The following is an 18,631-nucleotide window of genomic DNA, read 5'->3' on the forward strand; positions in this document are numbered from 1 at the left end:
CGTCTGAAACAAGGGGGGATTTCCATGCTCGCGCAACTTCCACCGGCCTTACAGAACCTGCAGCTTCCGCTTCGCCTGCGACTCTGGGACGGCCATGAATTCAATCTGGGGCCGACGCCCAGCGTTACCATCGTGGTCAAGGACCCACAGATGGTCACCCAGTTCACTCACCCAAGCCTCGATGCGCTGGGAGCGGCGTTCGTTGAAGGCAAGCTTGAACTGGAGGGCTCGATCAGCGAGGTCATCCGCGTCTGCGACGAACTAAGCAGTGCGTTGCTCGACGAAGATGAAGGCAGCCAGCCGGTGCGTTCAGTGCACGACAAGGAAACCGACGCCAAGGCCATCTCGTACCATTACGACCTTTCCAATGCCTTCTACCAGCTGTGGCTCGACAGCGACATGGTCTATTCCTGCGCCTATTTCGAGACCGGCAGCGAAACCCTCGAACAGGCGCAACAAGCCAAATTCCGCCATCTGTGCCGCAAGCTGCGCCTGCAGCCGGGCGAGTATCTGCTGGATGTCGGCTGCGGCTGGGGTGGGCTGGCGCGATTCGCCGCACGGGAATTCGGCGCCAGGGTCTTCGGCATTACGCTGAGCCAAGAGCAACTGAAACTGGCACGCGAGCGGGTCAAGGCTGAGGGGCTGGAAGATCAGATCGAACTGCAATTGCTCGACTACCGCGATCTGCCTCAGGACGGGCGCTTCGACAAGGTGGTCAGTGTCGGCATGTTCGAACACGTCGGCCATGCCAATCTCGCCGAATACTGCAAAACCCTGTTTGGCGCGGTGAAGGAGGGTGGCCTGGTGATGAACCACGGCATCACCGCCAAGCACACCGACGGCCGGCCCGTCGGGCGCGGGGCGGGCGACTTCATTGAGAAATACGTGTTCCCTAACGGCGAGTTGCCGCACCTTTCCATGATCTCGGCGCAGATCAGTGAAGCCGGGCTGGAGATTGTCGACGTAGAAAGCCTGCGCCTGCATTACGCGCGTACGCTGGACCATTGGAGCGAGCGACTGGAGGACAACCTCGAAGCCGCTGGCAAACTGGTGCCGGAACAGGCGTTGCGTATCTGGCGCCTGTATCTGGCCGGCTGCGCTTACGCGTTTGCCCGCGGCTGGATCAATCTGCACCAGATCCTTGCGGTGAAAGCGCATGCCGACGGCAGCCATGAATTGCCTTGGACCCGCGACGACATCTACAACCCCTGAGATCGAAGGCGTCTTCGCGCGGCGCCTTACAGGATCGGTGATATCAGCCGGGCGATCCGCATGCCGACTTGTTGCAGGCGGTGGATCTCCCGGCTTTCTTCCTTGGCCACTTCGTAGGCCTGGGCGAAGTCCGCTTCGAGCATGTGTTCCACGCTGGCGGCGAAGGCGCTGTCGACAGTCAGCAGCATGACCTCGAAATTCAAACGGAACGAGCGGTTATCGAGGTTGGCGCTGCCGATCGCGCTGATCTCGCTGTCGATCAACACCACTTTCTGATGCAGGAAACCGGGCTCGTAACGGAACACTCGCACGCCGGCGCGCACGGCTTCAAATGCATACAGACTTGAAGCTGCGTAAACGATGCGATGGTCCGCGCGCGACGGCAGCAGCAAGCGCACATCGACGCCGCGCAGCACGGCCAGTCGCAGTGCGGCAAATACCGCTTCATCCGGAATGAAATACGGGCTGGTGATCCACACCCGCTCGGTGGCGGCGTGGATCGCCTCGACGAAAAACAGCGAGCAGGTTTCATAGGCATCCGCGGGGCCGCTGGCGAGCAACTGGCAGAGCACACCATCCTCCGGATAGGCGTCCGGGAGGATCAGCGGCGGCAGCGATCGTGCGGCCCAGAACCAGTCTTCGGCGAAGGATTCCTGCATGCTCGCCACGACCGGTCCGCGGACTTGCACATGGGTATCGCGCCATGGTGCCAGCGGTGGTTTCTCGCCCATGTACTCGTCGCCGACGTTGTGCCCGCCGACAAACCCGACGATGCCGTCGACCACGACAATCTTGCGGTGGTTACGAAAGTTGACCTGAAAGCGGTTGAGCCAGCCACTGCGCGTGGCGAATGCTTTCACCGCAACGCCGCCGTCGCGCAATGCCTGCACGTAACTATGGGGCAGGGCGTGGCTGCCGATGCGGTCGTAGAGCAAATGTATCGTCACGCCTTCGGCGGCTTTTTTCAGCAGCAGATCGCGCAAGCGTTGCCCGAGTCGATCGTCGTGGATGATGAAGAACTGCACCAGCACGGCTTCTTTGGCTTGTTCGATCGCACTGAAGATTGCCTCGAACGTGGCTGCACCATTTATCAACAGCCGCACTTCATTGTTGGCCAGGCACGGCATGCGCCCGAGTTTGGGCATCGCACGCAACGAGGCATAGGCGTTGGAAGCACGCGCGGCGAGGGCTTCCTCGACCCACGGTCGCCAGTTCAGCTCGGAGATGGCCACGCGCATCTGTTCGTTGGCCTGGCGCCGCGCCTTGATGTAACCGTCGAAGGTGCTACGGCCGAAGACCAGATAGGGAATCAGCGTGAGGTAGGGAATGAAGATCAGCGACAATGCCCAGGCAATCGAACCCTGCGCAGTGCGCACGGTGAGTACCGCATGTATCGCGGCGATCGATCCGAGGGTGTGAATCAGCGCGATCAGATAACCGAAAATGTGCGGTCCAAAATAATCCATGGGGCAGCCTTGCTCCGGAAGATGCAATGCTTAACAGACCATGTTCAGCGGCGAATGTCGCTATTTAATTGGTCCATGAACCGAAGCAAGCGGCCGGCGTCTAACGGCCACTACTGATCAGGAGTTTGTCGATGAACGTTCGTCTGCTGGGTTTGGCACTGGGCCTGGGTTTGGCATTGCCGGTGGTTGCGCAAGCGCAGATGCTGCAGCCGGGGCTGTGGGAAATGACCTCGAGCAATTTGAAAGTCGACGATCAAGCGATGGATGTGCAGTCGATCCTTGGGCAGATTCAAGGCCAGATCACGCCGCAACAGCGTGCGGCACTGGAGAAGAACGGCATTAACATCGGCGGCAAAGGCATCCGCGCCTGCCTCACGCCGCAGCAAGTGGCGACCAACGATATCCCGCTGGCCGATCCACAATCGGGCTGCAAACAGCAGATCACCGAGCGCACCGGCAACCAGTGGAAATTCCGTTTCAGTTGCCCGAAAGCGCAGGGCACCGGGGTCGCGACTTTCCTCAGTGATCGCGAATTCACCACTGTCGCCAATGGCACGTTCAACGCCATCGGGATCAACCAGAAGGGCAGTCTGGAAACCCGCGCGGTGTGGTTGGGTCAGGATTGCGGGACGGTGAAGCCCCGCGCTTGATGCTTCACGTCATCTCTGGCTCAACGCCTTGTACAGCGTGTTGAGGTTGTACTCGAACAGGCCGGTGAACGTACTCGCCGGCCCGCTCGCAGCGAGCGCGTCCGAGTACAACGTGCCGCCGATATGCGCGCCGCTCTCATCGGCGATCTGCTTGAGCAGGCGCGTGTCCTTGATGTTTTCCATGAACACCGCTTTGACCTTGGCCTGACGGATCTGCGTAATCAGCGCGGCAACTTCAGCGGCTGACGGCTCGCGCTCGGTGGACAAACCCTGAGGTGCAATGAAGTCGATGCCGTAGGCCTGACCGAGATAACCGAACGCATCATGGCTGGTGACGATCTTGCGGTTGCCCGCTGGCAGTGAGCCCAGTTTGCTTTTGGCCTCGGCGAGCAGGGCGTAGATCTGCTTCAGATAGGTTTGGCTGTTGCGCTCGTAGTCGGTCTTGTTAGCCGGATCAGCCGCAATCAATGCCTTGGTGATATTGGCGACGTACAACTCCGCGTTCGCCAGGTTGTGCCAGGCATGCGGATCAGGCACGGTTTCGCCATCCTCGTCCAGAGATCGCGGAATCACCCCGCGGCTGGCATTGATCACCGTTGCCTGGGTGGCGGTGCTGCTGACCAGACGATCCAGCCATGGATCAAAACCCAAGCCGTTTTTAATGATCAGTCTGGCTTTGAGCAGGGCTTTGGCATCGTCCGGCGTTGGCTCGTAAGTGTGCGCGTCGGCATCCGGACCGACCATGCTGGTGACCTGCACGTGCTCGCCGCCAATCTGGTGAACCATGTCGGCGAGGATACTGAAGCTGGTGACCACCGGCATTTTTTCCGCCGCCGACAATGACATCGACAGCAACAAGCTGAACAGCACGAGTAGAGCGCGCATCGGGAAACACCTCATTGGGATGTGAGCAAAGGCGGGCGGCGCAGCAGACCATGGACCGGCCCGACGATCACCGACAACAGATAACCGGCGCCGGCGACCAGCACGATTGCCGGACCGCTGGGCAGCGAGTAATAGAACGACAGCAACAACCCCAGCCACACCGACAGGCAACCGATCACAGCCGCAACGGCAATCAGCACCGGAAGACGTCGGCTCCAGAATCGCGAAGCTGCAGCGGGCAGCATCATCAGGCCGACGACCATCAAGGCGCCGATGGCCTGGAAACCGATGACCAGATTGAGCACGACCAGCGTCAGGAAAACACCGTGGGCCAGCGGGCCGAGACGGCTGACGGTTCGCAGGAACAGTGGATCAAGGGTGTCGAGTACCAGCGGTTTATAGATCAGAACCATAGCGATCAGGCTGCACAGCGAGACCCACAGCATGCCTTGCAAGGTGGGTCCATCGACGGCCAAGGCTGAACCGAACAGCAGATGCAGAAGGTCCAGGCGCTTTCCGGCGATACCCAGAATCAGCACGCCGCTGGCCAGCGAGATCGGGTAGATCGCGGCGAGGCTGGCGTCCTCGCGCAGGCCTGTGCGGCGAGTAATCCAGGCCGCCAGTCCGGCCATGCCCAGGCCTGCACCGAGGCCGCCGAAAGTCAGTGCCGGCAAACTGAGCCCGGCAAACCAGAAGCCCAGTGCAGCGCCGGGCAGGATTCCATGAGCGACCGCATCGCCGATCAGGCTCATACGCCGCAGGATCAAAAACACCCCGAGCGGCGCCGTACTGCAGGCCAGCACCAAACCGCCGAACAAGGCGCGACGCATGAACATGAATTCGTTAAACGGCTGCCAGAGTTGGCTGATTGCGAGCATCAGGCCACCTGGGTGTAGGGCGTTTGCTGAATCAGCTCTGCACTCGCCGCCAAGCGGCACTCGCGATGCTTGATCAGCAAGGTGCTGGGAATGTGCTGGCGTACCGCAGCGAGGTCATGACACACCACAACGAGTGTTCGGCCTTCGCCGTGCCATGCATGGATATGCTGCCAGAGCAGTTGTTGACCGAGTTCATCGAGTGCCGCGTGGGGTTCATCGAGCAGCAGCACGGGCGCGTCGGTCAGGCTCAAACGGGCAAGCAGGCCGCGCTGCAACTCGCCGCCGGACAGCGCCATCAACGGGCGCTGTTCGAGTCCGTGCAAGTGCCAGTTCTCCAGCGCGGCTTGCAACCGTTGCACGCGCAGTTGCGTTGATAACCGGCGCCCCCAGAATCCCGCGGCAACCAGCTCTTGCAGGTTGATCGGAAACTGCCGATCGAGATGCTGCTGCTGCGGGAGGAAGGACAATCCGCTTTGCCGTGGAACACCGAGCGAGACTTTGCCAGCCAGTGGCTTTTGTAGGCCGGCAATGACTTTCAGCAGACTGCTTTTGCCGCAGCCATTGGCACCGATGATTGCTGTGAGTGAGCCGCTGTCGAGTTGCAGGTTCAGCGGCGAAGTCAGCGGTTGGCCCGGGGCTCCCCAGCTCAATGATTGGCAACGAATCATGCCGACTCCCGCTGCCATTGGCTTTCGGCAACAGCGTCGTGAGCGTGCAGGCTTTCGGCGTGAACAACGCGCAGGCGGAAAGCGCTGACCCCTGGGATGCGGCGCAGCGCCAGATTCAAGCGGCGTGCAGCGTCTTCACAAAACATCAGATTCTGCCCGTTGGCGAGTGCGAAGGCTTGCTCGTCGGCACGCTTCACCGCAGTTTGTACGGCTGTGCCGAGCGCTGCTTCGGCAGCGTCGATGAGCGTATTCAGCGGTAACTCGTCGATGGATTGATCGAGATGAAGATGCAGTTGTGCAGTACTGCGCTGGCTATGAGGCGTGGCAACGATGCCGCGAGAAGAGCCGAGCCACGCCAGCACATCGGCGTGTTGCAACGTTTGGTTGGCGAAGTCATCGATGAATTGTTGCTGGATCAGTTGTCTGGCTAACGCCGCTGAGCAAGGGCAGGTCGAGGAATAGGGCAATTCAAGTTTTAGTTCCACGTGGAACATTTGCCTTTTCAGCGTGGCGGTAATGCACACTGGATAGGCCTTCCAGCCGGCCAAAGGGCTGACTAGCGCGGGGCGTTTCAGCAGTAACTCAGTGTGCAGATTGAGATAAGCGCAGCTGGATAAGCCCTCATGACTATCGAGAAATTGGCTGAGTACACGACGCAGTAAAGAAGGCGAAAGCTCCTTCTGTTCCAGTGCGTCCAACGCCAGGTACAGGCGCGACATATGTATGCCCCGCGCTTCGCCATCATCAAGGCTCACCCCCGCGTCTGCCTTGGCACTCAGAGGCTTTCCTTGCAGGTGGATCGGCAAGGCGATGCCCTGCATGCCTACCCATTCAAGCGGCACATTTTCGCGCAGCGCCTCTGCGGCAATATCCGGAAGTGTCAGTGAATTCATGGTTGTAACCGTCGATATGAACGAATCGGATGTTACAGTATAACAATGCGCACGCCATTGCTTGTTTCATGAATATATCTTTACCCAAGCAAGAAGCGGGAGTGCTTAGCACCCGGTCATTCGGCTACAGGTGAATTTCGCGCTACCTCCGCCAGAACTCGAAAAACGGTTGATCGTGGTCCAGCCCACGCGACGGGTGTAACCCACCCACGCCTCTCCGTTCGAAGCGATACCGGTAAAAAAGGTGAGCTGACCGAAGCGACTGTTGGTTTGTGCCCAATAGCGATGCCTGTCTTTTTCGAAGCCGCGCAAATAAAGCGTGTTGCCCACGGTGTTCACGCTGTAGCTATTGCCGTCAGCGTCCGCGCAAGCCAGAAGATTCGCACTCTGCGTGCAAGTAGCAGGTGGCCCCGGCTGCGCCAGCGTGCTTACGGCGGGCAGCAGGGCACAGCTCAGCGAAACCCCAAGCAGGGCGTTTTTCGTCATGGACCGTTTCAAGCGAGTACCTCAGGGCGAAACAAAAGCTGGTTTGTTTTTATGGTTATAACATAACATAAAAGCAACCCGGCCTCAGCCTCCATGATTTTGATTTTTTCAGATACCTACGTTGATTCAATGCAGCGATGGGATGCATGGCACTGAGGAATTCGCCCATTGCTGGCTCAAAGACAGGATTTATCCAATGTCAGAAAAATTGCCCGTCACCGTGCTTTCAGGATTTCTGGGTGCCGGTAAAAGTACGCTTTTGAATTACGTACTACGTAATCGAAGCGGAATGCGCGTAGCTGTAATTGTTAATGATATGAGCGAGATCAATATCGATGGCAGCGAAGTCCAGCGCGATGTCAGCCTTAACCGCGCTGAAGAAAAAATAGTCGAAATGAGCAATGGCTGTATCTGTTGTACGTTACGCGAGGACCTGCTTGAAGAAGTCAGCAAGCTCGCCCGCGAAGATCGCTTCGATTACCTGCTCATCGAATCCACCGGCATTTCCGAGCCGCTACCCGTCGCGGAAACCTTCACCTTTCGCGACGAACACGGCCAAAGCCTGTGCGATATTGCCCGTCTCGACACCATGGTGACGGTGGTCGACGGCGTGAACTTCCTTCCCGATTACCAGGCAGCAGAAAGCCTGGCCTCTCGCGGTGAAATCCTGGGTGAGGACGACGAACGCGCAATCACCGACCTGTTGATCGAGCAAATCGAGTTCGCTGACGTGTTGTTGATCAGCAAGATCGACCTGATCAGCCGGCCAGAACGTGAAGAACTGATCGCCATCCTCAAGCGCCTGAACGCGCAGGCCGAAATCATCCCGATGGTGATGGGCGAGGTGCCGCTGGAGAAACTGCTGAACACCGGCCGTTTTGACTTCGAAAAAGCCGCGCAAGCGCCAGGTTGGCTCAAGGAGCTACGGGGGGAGCACATCCCGGAAACCGATGAGTATGGCATCGCCTCGACGGCATACCGCGCGCGGCGGCCCTTTCACCCGCAACGCTTCTTCGACTTCATCAACCGCCCATGGCTGACCGGCAAACTGCTGCGCTCCAAAGGTTTTTTCTGGCTGGCGAGCAAGCCCACCGACGCCGGGAGCTGGTCGCAGGCCGGTGGCTTGATGCGTCACGGTTTTGCCGGGCGCTGGTGGCGGTTCGTACCGAAAGACCAATGGCCACAGGATCAGGAAAGCAGCGCAGCCATCCTGGAAAACTGGACGCCGAGCGTAGGAGATTGCCGCCAGGAGCTGGTGTTCATCGGCCAGAACATCGATTTCCTACAACTCACTGCTGAATTGGATGCCTGCCTGCTCACTGATGATGAAATGGCGCTCGGTGCCGAGGGCTGGCGAATGCTCGCGGACCCATTTGGTCCTTGGCACGAAGAGGCCGCCTGATGCCTGCACTCCAATTGCCGGGAAACCAAACCCGCCAACAGCATCAAGGCCCGACCCCACAGGCACTGACGCGCATTTTCGAAGACGAGGTGAATCTGGCCGTCTGGCAGCGACAGTTGCCACTGCACATCAGCGAGTTTGCCGATGTGCTGCTGTCGCTCAACCAGCCTTTGGCGCAGTCGCTGTGTCTGGAGTTGCCCGAAGAGGACGCCGAGCCGGATCTCACCGGGCTGGCTACGGAGTTTCGCGATGTGCAGGGTTACGAGGGCTTTATGGCCGACTTGCAATGGCTGGTCAGCGCCTTTGCCTGCTTGCTCGGTGCGCGGCGGATCGGCCTGCGCCTGCGGGCGCTGGACAAAGCCATGTGTCCGCGCTTCCACGTTGATCACGTACCGGTGCGGCTGATCACGACCTACGCCGGCGTCGGCAGCCAATGGCTCGCGGAGGGTGCGATGGATCGCCGTCAACTCGGCCAAGCCGACGCCGAACCCCACGCGGATATTCAGCAACTCAGCAGCGGCGAGGTTGCGTTGTTGAAGGGCGAAAAATGGCATGGCAACGAAGGTTTCGGCTTGATCCACCGCTCGCCGCAACCGTTAGTGGGCGAGCGCCGCTTGATTCTGACCCTCGACTGGCTCGGCTGATGCTTCAAGGCCTGAGCCATGACCCTTGGCTCTGAGCTTCACAATACGGTTTCAGGTACGCCGCATCAGTGGCCACACCGTAATAGTGGATGTCCTGGCGATAGGGCATATTGGTAACTTGCGCGTTGCTGCACACGCCAAACGCACCGCTCGGGCATTGATCGACGTATTGCACCTCGACTTTTTGCCCGGCCAGGGTCGGCTGGCAGAAGCCGTCATTAAACAGTTTCTCGGGAATGTTGCGGTTCTGCTGACAGACTCTGACGTCGAGCCGTTCGCCCTGGCTGTGCACCACACAGGCCTGGGCCCACGCTTCGCTCGACAGCAGCGCCAACAGCAACGACCATCCCATCCAACGCATCTTCTAATCTCCCAAAAGCTTGCCGCCATGTTGCAGAACATTCCCACCCATGTCATTGCTGGCCCTCTGGGCGCTGGCAAAACCAGTCTGATTCGCCAGCTCATGGCCCAGCGTCCGTCTGGCGAACGCTGGGCTGTGTTGATCAATGAGTTCGGCCAGATCGGTCTGGATGCCGCGTTGCTGAGCCGCGACGCAGCGGGTACCGACCTGGCTGAAGTCGCCGGCGGCTGTTTGTGTTGTGTCAACGGCGCGCCATTCCAGATCGGCCTCGCACGGTTGCTGCGCAGGGCCAAGCCGGATCGCTTGTTCATCGAACCATCCGGGCTGGGCCATCCGCTGCAGTTGCTCAGGCAATTGAGCGAGGCGCCATGGCTTGGCGTATTGGCGGTGCAGCCGAGTGTGCTGGTGCTGGATGCTCAGGCACTGCATGCAGGACAAGCACTGCCAGCAGCGCAACAACAGGCGTTGAGCGGTGCCGGCTTGGTCTTGATGAACAAAGCCGAAGGTCTCGTTGAGGACCAGCGGCAGAAAATCGCCAGACAGCTGCCGCCGGTCAGGCTGATCTGGACCAGCCAGGCGCAATTGTCCTTGAGTGAATTGCCGGGCTTGGCCGCGCAAGCGGTGAGTGGCGCGGATAATCTGCTCATGCCTCAGGGACCCGCGCAGCTCCCGGCCGTCTGGAGCGATCCGACCGTGCCGATTTGCCTGAGTCAGGCGCAGGAGGGCGGCTGGAGTATCGGTTGGCGTTGGCATCCGGGCCAGACGTTCGGCAAACAGCCCATTGCCGACTGGCTGCAGGCACTTCAGTGGAAGCGGGCGAAACTGGTGATCCACAGCCCGGATGGCTGGGTGTCGGCGAACGCACTGGATAACGCCAGTCTGGAATGGCAAACCAGCGAATGGCGCAAAGACTCGCGAATCGAGCTGATCTTTGCTGAGCCACAAAACACTGATGAATTGCAGGCAGGTCTGGCGCGCTGCCGGTTGCTCTGAGTCAGCTCACGGCTTCCACTTGGTGTGCTCCTGACGCCACTGACTCAGTTCGATCACTTCGGCGCGCGGCTTGCTGACTTCCACGACTGGCGAGGTATCGTCGAACGGCGCGGGGTAGGGCGCCAGTTCGATCTGCGCACTGTGCGCACCGAACTGAGTGATGGTGCCGTTGTGCCGGGTTTCGCCGGTCACGGTGAACTCGAAGTTATAGACCCGCGCCAGGCGTCGGCGACCGCTGGCATCCTTGATCAGGCCGATCTTCTTCAACGCGACGTTGCCGTCGAGCAATTCGACGCCGACATTGGTGCAATGCTGCTTGACCCGCTCCAGCGCGCGCTCGCGCAAGCCGTGGTTATGCCATAACCAGGCGCCGGCAGCGGCGAACAGCATCAGCACGAAGATGTTTTCCAGGGTCAGCATCAACATCGAACTCCAAAAGATGGCGTCAGCTTAACTGCGTCGCCGGTCTGTCGTACAGGCTGCGTTTCGTCGCATACTGCGCGGCTTGAATTTCAATCGTTTTACGGAATGACCCGAATGAAACGTACGCCTCATCTGCTCGCCATCCAGTCCCATGTGGTGTTCGGCCACGCCGGCAACAGCGCCGCGGTTTTTCCGATGCAGCGGGTCGGGGTCAATGTCTGGCCGCTCAACACCGTGCAGTTTTCCAACCACACCCAATACGGTCAGTGGGCGGGTGAAGTGCTGGCGCCGCAGCAGATTCCCGCGCTGATCGAAGGGATTGCCGCCATTGGTGAGCTGGGCAACTGCGACGCGGTGCTCTCCGGCTACCTCGGCAGCGCCGCGCAGGGGCGGGCGATTCTCAGCGGTGTGGCACGCATCAAAGCGGTCAATCCGAAGATGCTGTATTTATGTGACCCGGTGATGGGCCACCCGGAGAAAGGCTGCAGCGTGCCGACCGAAGTCAGCGACTTCCTGCTGGATGAGGCGGCAGCGGTGGCGGACATCATGTGCCCGAACCAGTTGGAGCTGGACAGCTTTTCCGGACGCAAGCCGCAATCGCTGTTCGATTGCCTGGCGATGGCGCGGGCACTGCTGGCACGCGGGCCGAAAGCGGTGCTGGTCAAGCATCTGGACTATCCAGGCAAACCGGCCGATGGCTTCGAAATGTTGCTGGTGACCGCTGAAGGCAGTTGGCACCTGCGCCGTCCGCTGCTGGCGTTTCCGCGTCAGCCGGTGGGCGTGGGCGATCTGACGTCCGGTCTGTTTCTGGCGCGTGTGCTGCTGGGTGACAGCCTGCTGGCCGCGTTCGAGTTCACGGCGGCGGCGGTGCATGAGGTGCTGCTGGAGACTCAGGCGTGTGCCAGTTACGAGTTGCAACTGGTGCGGGCGCAGGACCGGATTGCGCATCCGCGGGTGAAGTTCGAGGCGACGGCGATCAGTTTGTAATACCGCGTTGAATCCAATCGCGAGCAGGCTCACTCCTACAGGGAAACGCATTCCAATGTAGGAGTGAGCCTGCTCGCGATAGCGATTTTCTTAACGCAACAAATCTCAAGCGTCGCCCTTGATCTCCTGATAACGCTTTTCCAGCTCCTGACGAATCTGCCGACGTTGCTGCGCCTGCATGAAGCGGCGCTTGTCTTCGCTGTTCTGCGGTTGCAGCGGCGGTACGGCGGCGGGTTTGCGCTGGTCGTCCACGGCGACCATGGTGAAGAAACAGCTGTTGGTGTGGCGCACCGAGCGCTCGCGGATGTTCTCGGTGACCACTTTGATACCGACTTCCATCGAGGTATTGCCGGTGTAGTTGACCGACGCGAGGAAGGTCACCAGTTCGCCGACATGGATCGGCTCACGGAAAATCACCTGATCCACCGACAGGGTCACCACGTAGCGGCCGGCATACCGGCTGGCGCAGGCGTAGGCCACTTCGTCGAGGTATTTGAGCAGCGTACCGCCGTGGACATTGCCAGAGAAGTTGGCCATATCGGGGGTCATCAGTACCGTCATCGACAGCTGGGCGTTTCCGGGTTCCATAACGTTCTCACGGGTCAAGGCGGATGGCTGAAAGCACCTCTGCGGGTGCCTGGTCGCTTATCGAAAGCGCCGTTATCGGGACGCCGGGCGCAGGCTCGCCGTCACGCCGCAATCGATCTGTTTCCTTATATTGCACCGGCTTTCAGAAAGAAGTCGCGGTGTTAACCTGCAAAAGCCCTGCCCAAGGGCAATTCCTACAGCCGAAGCGGATTTTTACCCAGCCTGCGCAGACACTTTTGACGTCTGTCCGCGGCCTCGTCATTCAAGGAGCCCACACCATGCATGCCATCAGCTTCATTCAGGATCTGGCAGTGATCATGTTGGTTGCAGGTGTGGTGACCGTGCTGTTTCATCGTTTCAAACAACCGGTGGTACTCGGCTACATCGTGGCCGGCTTCATCATCGGCCCGCATACGCCACCGTTCGGCCTGATCCACGACGAAGACACCATCAAGACCCTCGCCGAGCTGGGGGTGATCTTCCTGATGTTCTGCCTCGGGCTGGAGTTCAGCCTGCGCAAGCTGTTCAAGGTCGGCGCCACAGCGTTTATCGCGGCATTTCTGGAAATCGTCCTGATGATCTGGATCGGTTACGAAATCGGCCGCTGGTTCGACTGGAACACCATGGACTCGCTGTTCCTCGGAGCGATCCTGGCGATTTCCTCGACCACCATCATCGTCAAAGCCCTCAATGATCTGAAGATGAAGAACGAGCGCTTCGCGCAGTTGATCTTCGGCGTACTGATCGTCGAGGACATCCTCGGCATCGGCATCATTGCGCTGCTGTCGAGCATCGCGGTCAGCGGCACGGTAAGCTCGGGCGAGGTGTTTTCCACGGTCGGCAAGCTGTCGCTGTTCATGATCGTTGCGCTGGTCATCGGCATCCTGCTGGTGCCGCGCCTGCTGGCCTACGTGGCGAAATTCGACAGCAACGAGATGCTGCTGATCACCGTGCTGGGCTTGTGTTTCGGCTTCTGCCTGCTGGTGGTCAAACTTGAATACAGCATGGTCCTCGGCGCCTTCCTCATTGGCGCGATCATGGCCGAGTCGCGGCAACTGCTGAAGATCGAACGGCTGGTCGAGCCGGTGCGTGATCTGTTCAGCGCAATCTTCTTCGTTGCCATCGGGCTGATGCTCGACCCGATGATCCTGCTCGAATACGCCTGGCCGATTGCGGTGATTACCGTGGCCGTGGTGCTGGGCAAGATGTTGTCCTGCGGCCTCGGTGCGTTTATCGCCGGCAATGACGGACGTACCTCGCTGCGAGTGGGGATGGGCCTGTCACAGATCGGCGAATTTTCCTTCATTATCGCCGCATTGGGCATGACCCTGCAGGTCACCAGCCATTTCCTCTACCCGGTCGCCGTGGCGGTATCGGTGATCACCACGCTGCTGACGCCGTATCTGATACGCGCGGCCGATCCGCTGTCGATCAAGTTATCCGCGGCCATGCCCAAGAGTCTCGGCCGGGTGCTGGGCATGTACGGTGAATGGCTGCGCAGCATCCAGCCGCAAGGCGAGGGCGCGATGCTGGCGTCGATGATCCGGCGAATACTGTTGCAGGTCGGGGTCAACCTGGCGCTGGTGATTGCGATTTTCATCGCCGGGGCGTATTTCGCCGAACGTCTGTCTGTCTGGCTGCAGGACTGGATCGGCGATCCGAGTTGGCAGAAAGCGTTGATCTGGGGCGGCGCGTTGCTGGTGTCGCTGCCGTTCCTGATCGCGGCTTATCGCAAGCTCAAGGCGCTATCGATGCTGTTGGCGGAAATGGGCGTCAAGCCGGAGATGGCCGGGCGGCACACGCAGCGAGTGCGTCGGGTGATCGCCGAGGTGATCCCGATTCTCTCGCTGCTGGTGATTTTCCTGCTGCTGGCAGCCTTGTCGGCCAGTATCCTGCCGACCAACAAGTTGCTGGTGCTGATCGCCGTGGTGGCGGCCGCGGTGGCGGCGCTGCTCTGGCGCTGGTTCATCCGAGTGCACACGCGGATGCAGGTGGCGCTGCTGGAAACCCTCGACAATCACAAGGAATCGTCAGGGCACTAAGCCGCCGGGGCGGCTGGCCGATCAGCTTTCCAGCCAGACGTCCCGCGCCCAGTGCCACACCGATTCCCAGGTTTCTTCGGCAATCAGCTCTTCTTCGGCTTGCCAAAGCACCACGGTGCCGTCTTCTTCGACACAGTAGTAGTCATCACCGTCCTGACAGATCGGGATCAAGCTGCGATCCACCCCCGCATCCCATGCATTGGCTGCGACATCCGGCAGATAGGTGTGGGATTGCGGGTCGGTGACGGTGACGGGTTCGAGACTGCCATAGACCACATCGCTGACGGTCAGCAAAAACTCCCTGAAGACAAATGGAATGTCGATGAACAATTGTTCTTCGATTTCGACCAGCAGGTCTTCGTCAGGCAATTCCAGGGGAACCGGTACGGGTTCGTTGGCTTCGCGTAGTTGTTCGATGATTTCTTCCACGTCCGGGGATCCTCTTGCTTGAATGGCGCGGTTTATAGGGGCCGGTTTATACAGTAGCTCGCTATAGATGCAACTGCGAAATAGAAAACCCCAGCCGAGGCTGGGGTTTTTTTATTACCGCAAGTCTAGCGCAGCAGGCAATCAGCCGTTCTGGCGGATACCGGCGACCAGCCAAGGCTGGTTGTCGCCCTGCGGACGCTCCATGTTCCAGCTTTCGCTGAACACTTCGCCCTGGTCGAAGCGCGAGGTCTTCGATACGCCGGTGAAGGTCAGGGTGGCGATGGTCTTGTCGGCGCGATCATCGACGCCGTCCAGTTGCACTTGCAGGTTGTCGATGTAGGTCGACTGGAAGCCATCACCCAGATCGGCGCGCTCACGCTTGAGGAACTCAAGCATTTGTGGCGTGACGAACTCGGCGATCTTGTCCATTTCGTTGGCGTCCCAGTGCTGCTGCAGCGACTGGAAGTGGCTGCGCGCGGCTTCAAGGAAGCGCTGTTCGTTGAACCAGGCCGGTGCGTTGATCACCGGGCGGGCAGCAGCCGGAGCGGCCGAACCACCGAAGATCGAACCCATGGCAGCAGGTTTCTGCTCGAACACTTCACGCTGCATCGGCGCGCCGGCCGGAGCGAACTGCTCCTGCTGCTTGCGACGACGGGCGGCGATGAAGCGGAAGATCACGAACGCGATCAGCGCCATGATCAGGATGTCGAAGATCTGCATGCCCTGGAAGCCTCCGCCCATGAACATGGACGCGAGCAGGCCACCGGCGGCGATACCGGCCAGAGGGCCGAGCCATTTGGAAGCACCACCGGCCTTGGCCGCAGCGCCCGCAGCACCGGCAGCGCCAGCGGTTGCAGCTGCACCGCCCACGCCTGGAGAAGAAGGAGCCATCTGGCTGGTCTGGTGCGTCGGCGCAGCGCCGGCGCTTTTGCCACCACCAAAGCGCTTGGCGTTGGCGTCGAGGCTCATCGTCAGGCCGATGCACAACGCCATGGCGATGCTAAGAAAACGTTTCATAAAGGGTATTCCCGTTTTGTGGAGACACGCGCGCCATGTTGCACAGCTGAAGTGTTACTGGCTAGCGAGAGAGTGTTTCCGGCTTTTGCCTGACAGGTTGCGTTCAGCTTGGCGAGACAATCAGCCGATGTACTTTTGTGTGTAGGAAAAGGCGATAGGTTCAGCTGGATTTGGGTCTTCTGTAGGAGTGAGCCTGCTCGCGATGAGGGTGTGTCAGTCAACACATTGATGACTGACAGACCGCTATCGCGAGCAGGCTCACTCCTACAGAAAGCAAGCGAAACCAGCGTCAGATGGCTTCGAGCTTGGCGTAACCGAGCATCAGCCACTTGCTGCCTTCGCCGAAGTTCACCTGTACCCGGGCCTGCGCGCCGGAGCCTTCGAAGTTGAGGATCACGCCTTCGCCGAAAATCGAATGGCGCACGGCCTGGCCGAGGACGAAACCGGTCTCCGGTATTTCGCTGCCGCTGAACAGGTTGCTGCCACTCATCGACTGGTTGCCGCCGAAGGGGCGGCTGACGCTGTTCGACAGACGCACTTCCTGAATCAGACCTTTAGGCACCTCGCGGACGAAACGCGAGACCTTGTTGTAGGTCTCGCTGCCGTACAGGCGGCGGGTTTCTGCGTAAGTCATCACCAGATTCTGCATCGCCCGGGTGATACCTACATAGGCCAGACGTCGCTCTTCTTCCAGACGCCCCGGTTCTTCGAGGCTCATCTTGTGCGGGAACAGGCCTTCTTCCATGCCCACAAGGAACACGTAAGGGAACTCCAGGCCTTTGGCGCTGTGCAGGGTCATCAGTTGGATGCTGTCTTCGTGTTCGTCGGCCTGGGTGTCGCCGGCCTCCAGCGAAGCGTGACCGAGGAACGCCGCCAGTGGCGTCAGCTCTTCGTCTTCTTCGGTGTTTTCGAAGTTGCGCGCGGCGCTGACCAGTTCCTCAAGGTTTTCTACCCGCGCCTGACCTTTTTCGCCTTTTTCCGCTTCGTGGTACGCGATCAGGCCGGACTGCTCGATGACGGTCTGGGTCATCAAGTGCAACGGCATCTCGGCACACTTGGCGGCAAGGTTTTCGATCAGCTCGATAAACGCACCCAGTGCGCTGGCCGCGCGACCGGTCAGGCCTTTGTTGGCGACCAGCAGGCGCATCGCTTCCCACATCGACACATCGCTGTGCCGGGCGTGCTCACGAATCGCCTCGACGGTTTTCTCACCGATACCGCGGGCCGGCACGTTGATCACCCGCTCCAGGGCCGCATCGTTGCCACGACCTTCGAGCAAGCGCAGGTAGGCCATGGCGTTCTTGATTTCGGCGCGTTCGAAAAAGCGCTGGCCGCCGTAGATACGGTACGGAATGCGCTCGCGCAACAGGGCTTCTTCGAGCACCCGCGACTGGGCGTTGGAGCGGTACAGGATCGCGATCTCGCTGCGCGCCAGGCCGCTTTTCAGCGCACTCTCGATGGTTTCGACAACGTAGCGTGCTTCGTCGTGTTCGTTGAACGCGGCGTACAGATTGATCGCTTCGCCGTCGCCGCCATCGGTCCACAGCTCTTTGCCCAGACGCCCGGTATTGTTGGCAATCAGCGCGTTGGCCGCCTTGAGGATGCCGGCGGTGGAGCGGTAGTTCTGCTCCAGACGAATGGTCACCGAATCCGGGAAGTCGGACGAGTACTGGTGGATGTTCTCGATCTTCGCGCCGCGCCAGCCGTAAATCGACTGGTCGTCGTCGCCGACTACCATCAGGCTGTCGCCGCCCTTGCCGAGCAGGCGCAACCAGGCGTACTGCACGGCGTTGGTATCCTGGAATTCGTCGACCAGAATGTGCCGGAAACGCTTCTGATAGTGCGCCAGCAGGCCGGGATGATCGCGCCACAGGTCGAGGGCGCGCAGCAGCAATTCGGAGAAATCGATGACCCCGGCGCGCTGGCACGCCGCCTCGTAGGCCTCGTAAATGCCCCGCATGGTCGCCAGGTACAGATCGCCGCTGGCCTGGATATGTTGCGGCCGCAGGCCTTCGTCTTTCTGCCCATTGATGAACCACTGCGCCTGACGGGCCGGCCAGCGTTGTTCATCCAGACCCAGCTCGCGGATCACCCGCTTGACCAGGCGTTGCTGGTCGTCGCTGTCGAGAATCTGGAAGGTCTGGCTCAGGCCGGCTTCCTGCCAGTGCGCCCGCAGCAAGCGGTGCGCCAGGCCGTGGAAGGTGCCGACCCACATGCCGGCCGGGTTGATACCCAGCAACTGCTCGATGCGGTGACGCATCTCGGCAGCGGCCTTGTTGGTGAAGGTCACCGACAGGATGGAGTGGGGCGAGGCGTTTTCGACCTGGATCAACCAGGCGATACGGTGCACCAGCACTCGGGTTTTACCGGAGCCAGCACCGGCCAGGACCAACTGACGGCCAACGGGGGCTGCTACGGCCTGGCGTTGGGCATCGTTGAGGGAGTTCAGCAGAAGGGAGAGATCATCGCGCATCGGGGCATTCTAGGGTGCGCCGCAGGCCCGGGCAAACCGCGTGTTGCATTAGCCGATGAAAGTGCTGTCGATGACGACCGGTCGGTCACCGCTGCAGGCTTCGGCCCGTCTCGCTTGAGCGGTTGCGACGGCGC

At 60.2% G+C, this 18,631-nt stretch carries 19 protein-coding genes; 7 read left to right on the top strand and 12 right to left on the bottom strand.

Annotated features, from left to right (window positions below; all coding sequences use genetic code 11):
• Positions 1-24: 24 nt before the first annotated feature.
• A complete protein-coding gene (gene cfaB, locus J3P75_RS00490; protein ID WP_434708959.1) occupies positions 25-1,212 on the top strand; it encodes a C17 cyclopropane fatty acid synthase CfaB in 1,188 nt (395 codons plus the stop codon).
• Between the two features lie 26 nt (positions 1,213-1,238).
• On the opposite strand, the gene cls is transcribed toward cfaB, so the two are convergent.
• Complete coding sequence (gene cls, locus J3P75_RS00495) at positions 1,239-2,678, bottom strand: cardiolipin synthase (RefSeq protein ID WP_434708960.1); 1,440 nt, start codon at positions 2,676-2,678, stop codon at positions 1,239-1,241.
• Between the two features lie 131 nt (positions 2,679-2,809).
• Here cls and J3P75_RS00500 point away from each other — a divergent pair, with 131 nt between their 5' ends.
• Positions 2,810-3,328, top strand: coding sequence for a DUF3617 domain-containing protein (locus J3P75_RS00500; protein WP_042608032.1), 519 nt, complete (start codon positions 2,810-2,812; stop codon positions 3,326-3,328).
• Positions 3,329-3,337: 9 nt separating this feature from the next.
• Here the strand turns inward: J3P75_RS00500 and J3P75_RS00505 are convergent, their stop codons facing one another.
• The 5 genes from J3P75_RS00505 to J3P75_RS00525 all read right to left on the bottom strand — a co-directional run bounded on the left by J3P75_RS00505 (position 3,338) and on the right by J3P75_RS00525 (position 7,138).
• Entirely contained in the window at positions 3,338-4,213 is an 876-nt protein-coding gene (locus J3P75_RS00505) for a metal ABC transporter substrate-binding protein (RefSeq protein ID WP_434708961.1), read from the bottom strand.
• 11 nt (positions 4,214-4,224) lie between these two features.
• A complete protein-coding gene (locus J3P75_RS00510; protein WP_434708962.1) occupies positions 4,225-5,091 on the bottom strand; it encodes a metal ABC transporter permease in 867 nt (288 codons plus the stop codon).
• On the bottom strand, positions 5,091-5,759 hold the full coding sequence (locus J3P75_RS00515; RefSeq protein WP_434708963.1) for a metal ABC transporter ATP-binding protein: 669 nt from the start codon (positions 5,757-5,759) through the stop codon (positions 5,091-5,093). The genes J3P75_RS00510 and J3P75_RS00515 overlap by 1 nt, the downstream gene beginning before the upstream one ends.
• Complete coding sequence (folE2, locus tag J3P75_RS00520; RefSeq protein WP_434708964.1) at positions 5,756-6,652, bottom strand: GTP cyclohydrolase FolE2; 897 nt, start codon at positions 6,650-6,652, stop codon at positions 5,756-5,758. The genes J3P75_RS00515 and folE2 overlap by 4 nt, the downstream gene beginning before the upstream one ends.
• Positions 6,653-6,757: 105 nt before the next feature.
• Entirely contained in the window at positions 6,758-7,138 is a 381-nt protein-coding gene (locus J3P75_RS00525) for a glutamine synthetase (RefSeq protein ID WP_434708965.1), read from the bottom strand.
• A 196-nt stretch (positions 7,139-7,334) separates the two neighbouring features.
• Here J3P75_RS00525 and zigA point away from each other — a divergent pair, with 196 nt between their 5' ends.
• Together zigA and J3P75_RS00535 are read left to right on the top strand one after the other, a co-directional pair.
• Positions 7,335-8,540, top strand: a complete 1,206-nt coding sequence (zigA, locus tag J3P75_RS00530; protein ID WP_434708966.1) for a zinc metallochaperone GTPase ZigA — start codon at positions 7,335-7,337, stop codon at positions 8,538-8,540.
• A complete protein-coding gene (locus J3P75_RS00535; RefSeq protein WP_434708967.1) occupies positions 8,540-9,184 on the top strand; it encodes a DUF1826 domain-containing protein in 645 nt (214 codons plus the stop codon). The genes zigA and J3P75_RS00535 overlap by 1 nt, the downstream gene beginning before the upstream one ends.
• Before the next feature lie 4 nt (positions 9,185-9,188).
• On the opposite strand, the gene J3P75_RS00540 is transcribed toward J3P75_RS00535, so the two are convergent.
• The gene (locus tag J3P75_RS00540) at positions 9,189-9,545 is read right to left on the bottom strand and encodes an NADH:ubiquinone oxidoreductase (RefSeq protein WP_434708968.1); all 357 of its coding nucleotides are present in this window, start codon (positions 9,543-9,545) and stop codon (positions 9,189-9,191) included.
• 27 nt (positions 9,546-9,572) lie between these two features.
• On the opposite strand from J3P75_RS00540, the gene J3P75_RS00545 reads away from it, so the two are divergent.
• Positions 9,573-10,538 carry a CobW family GTP-binding protein gene (locus tag J3P75_RS00545; RefSeq protein ID WP_434708969.1) on the top strand — a complete coding sequence of 322 codons (966 nt, stop codon included), beginning with the start codon at positions 9,573-9,575 and terminating at the stop codon, positions 10,536-10,538.
• A gap of 6 nt (positions 10,539-10,544) precedes the next feature.
• Here J3P75_RS00545 and J3P75_RS00550 read toward each other — a convergent pair whose 3' ends face one another.
• Positions 10,545-10,958 (bottom strand): DUF3301 domain-containing protein, encoded by a 414-nt coding sequence (locus tag J3P75_RS00550; RefSeq protein ID WP_434711390.1) that lies wholly within the window; start codon positions 10,956-10,958, stop codon positions 10,545-10,547.
• Between the two features lie 117 nt (positions 10,959-11,075).
• On the opposite strand from J3P75_RS00550, the gene pdxY reads away from it, so the two are divergent.
• Positions 11,076-11,948 carry a pyridoxal kinase PdxY gene (pdxY, locus tag J3P75_RS00555; RefSeq protein ID WP_090287716.1) on the top strand — a complete coding sequence of 291 codons (873 nt, stop codon included), beginning with the start codon at positions 11,076-11,078 and terminating at the stop codon, positions 11,946-11,948.
• 105 nt (positions 11,949-12,053) lie between these two features.
• Here the strand turns inward: pdxY and J3P75_RS00560 are convergent, their stop codons facing one another.
• Entirely contained in the window at positions 12,054-12,536 is a 483-nt protein-coding gene (locus tag J3P75_RS00560) for an acyl-CoA thioesterase (protein ID WP_016772447.1), read from the bottom strand.
• 278 nt (positions 12,537-12,814) lie between these two features.
• Between J3P75_RS00560 and J3P75_RS00565 the strand changes: the two genes are divergently transcribed.
• Positions 12,815-14,578 carry a cation:proton antiporter gene (locus J3P75_RS00565; RefSeq protein WP_434708970.1) on the top strand — a complete coding sequence of 588 codons (1,764 nt, stop codon included), beginning with the start codon at positions 12,815-12,817 and terminating at the stop codon, positions 14,576-14,578.
• 21 nt (positions 14,579-14,599) lie between these two features.
• Here J3P75_RS00565 and J3P75_RS00570 read toward each other — a convergent pair whose 3' ends face one another.
• From J3P75_RS00570 to uvrD, 3 genes are all read right to left on the bottom strand, one after another.
• Positions 14,600-15,007 carry an SMI1/KNR4 family protein gene (locus J3P75_RS00570; RefSeq protein ID WP_003187120.1) on the bottom strand — a complete coding sequence of 136 codons (408 nt, stop codon included), beginning with the start codon at positions 15,005-15,007 and terminating at the stop codon, positions 14,600-14,602.
• Positions 15,008-15,148: 141 nt separating this feature from the next.
• Entirely contained in the window at positions 15,149-16,024 is an 876-nt protein-coding gene (locus tag J3P75_RS00575) for a Tim44 domain-containing protein (RefSeq protein ID WP_203420076.1), read from the bottom strand.
• Between the two features lie 289 nt (positions 16,025-16,313).
• Positions 16,314-18,497: a DNA helicase II gene (uvrD, locus tag J3P75_RS00580; protein WP_434708971.1), complete on the bottom strand. Its 2,184-nt coding sequence runs from the start codon at positions 18,495-18,497 to the stop codon at positions 16,314-16,316.
• Positions 18,498-18,631 lie beyond the last annotated feature (134 nt).

Origin of the sequence: Pseudomonas sp. R1-1 (assembly GCF_051132135.1) — a bacterium.
Taxonomy (GTDB): Bacteria; Pseudomonadota; Gammaproteobacteria; order Pseudomonadales; family Pseudomonadaceae; genus Aquipseudomonas.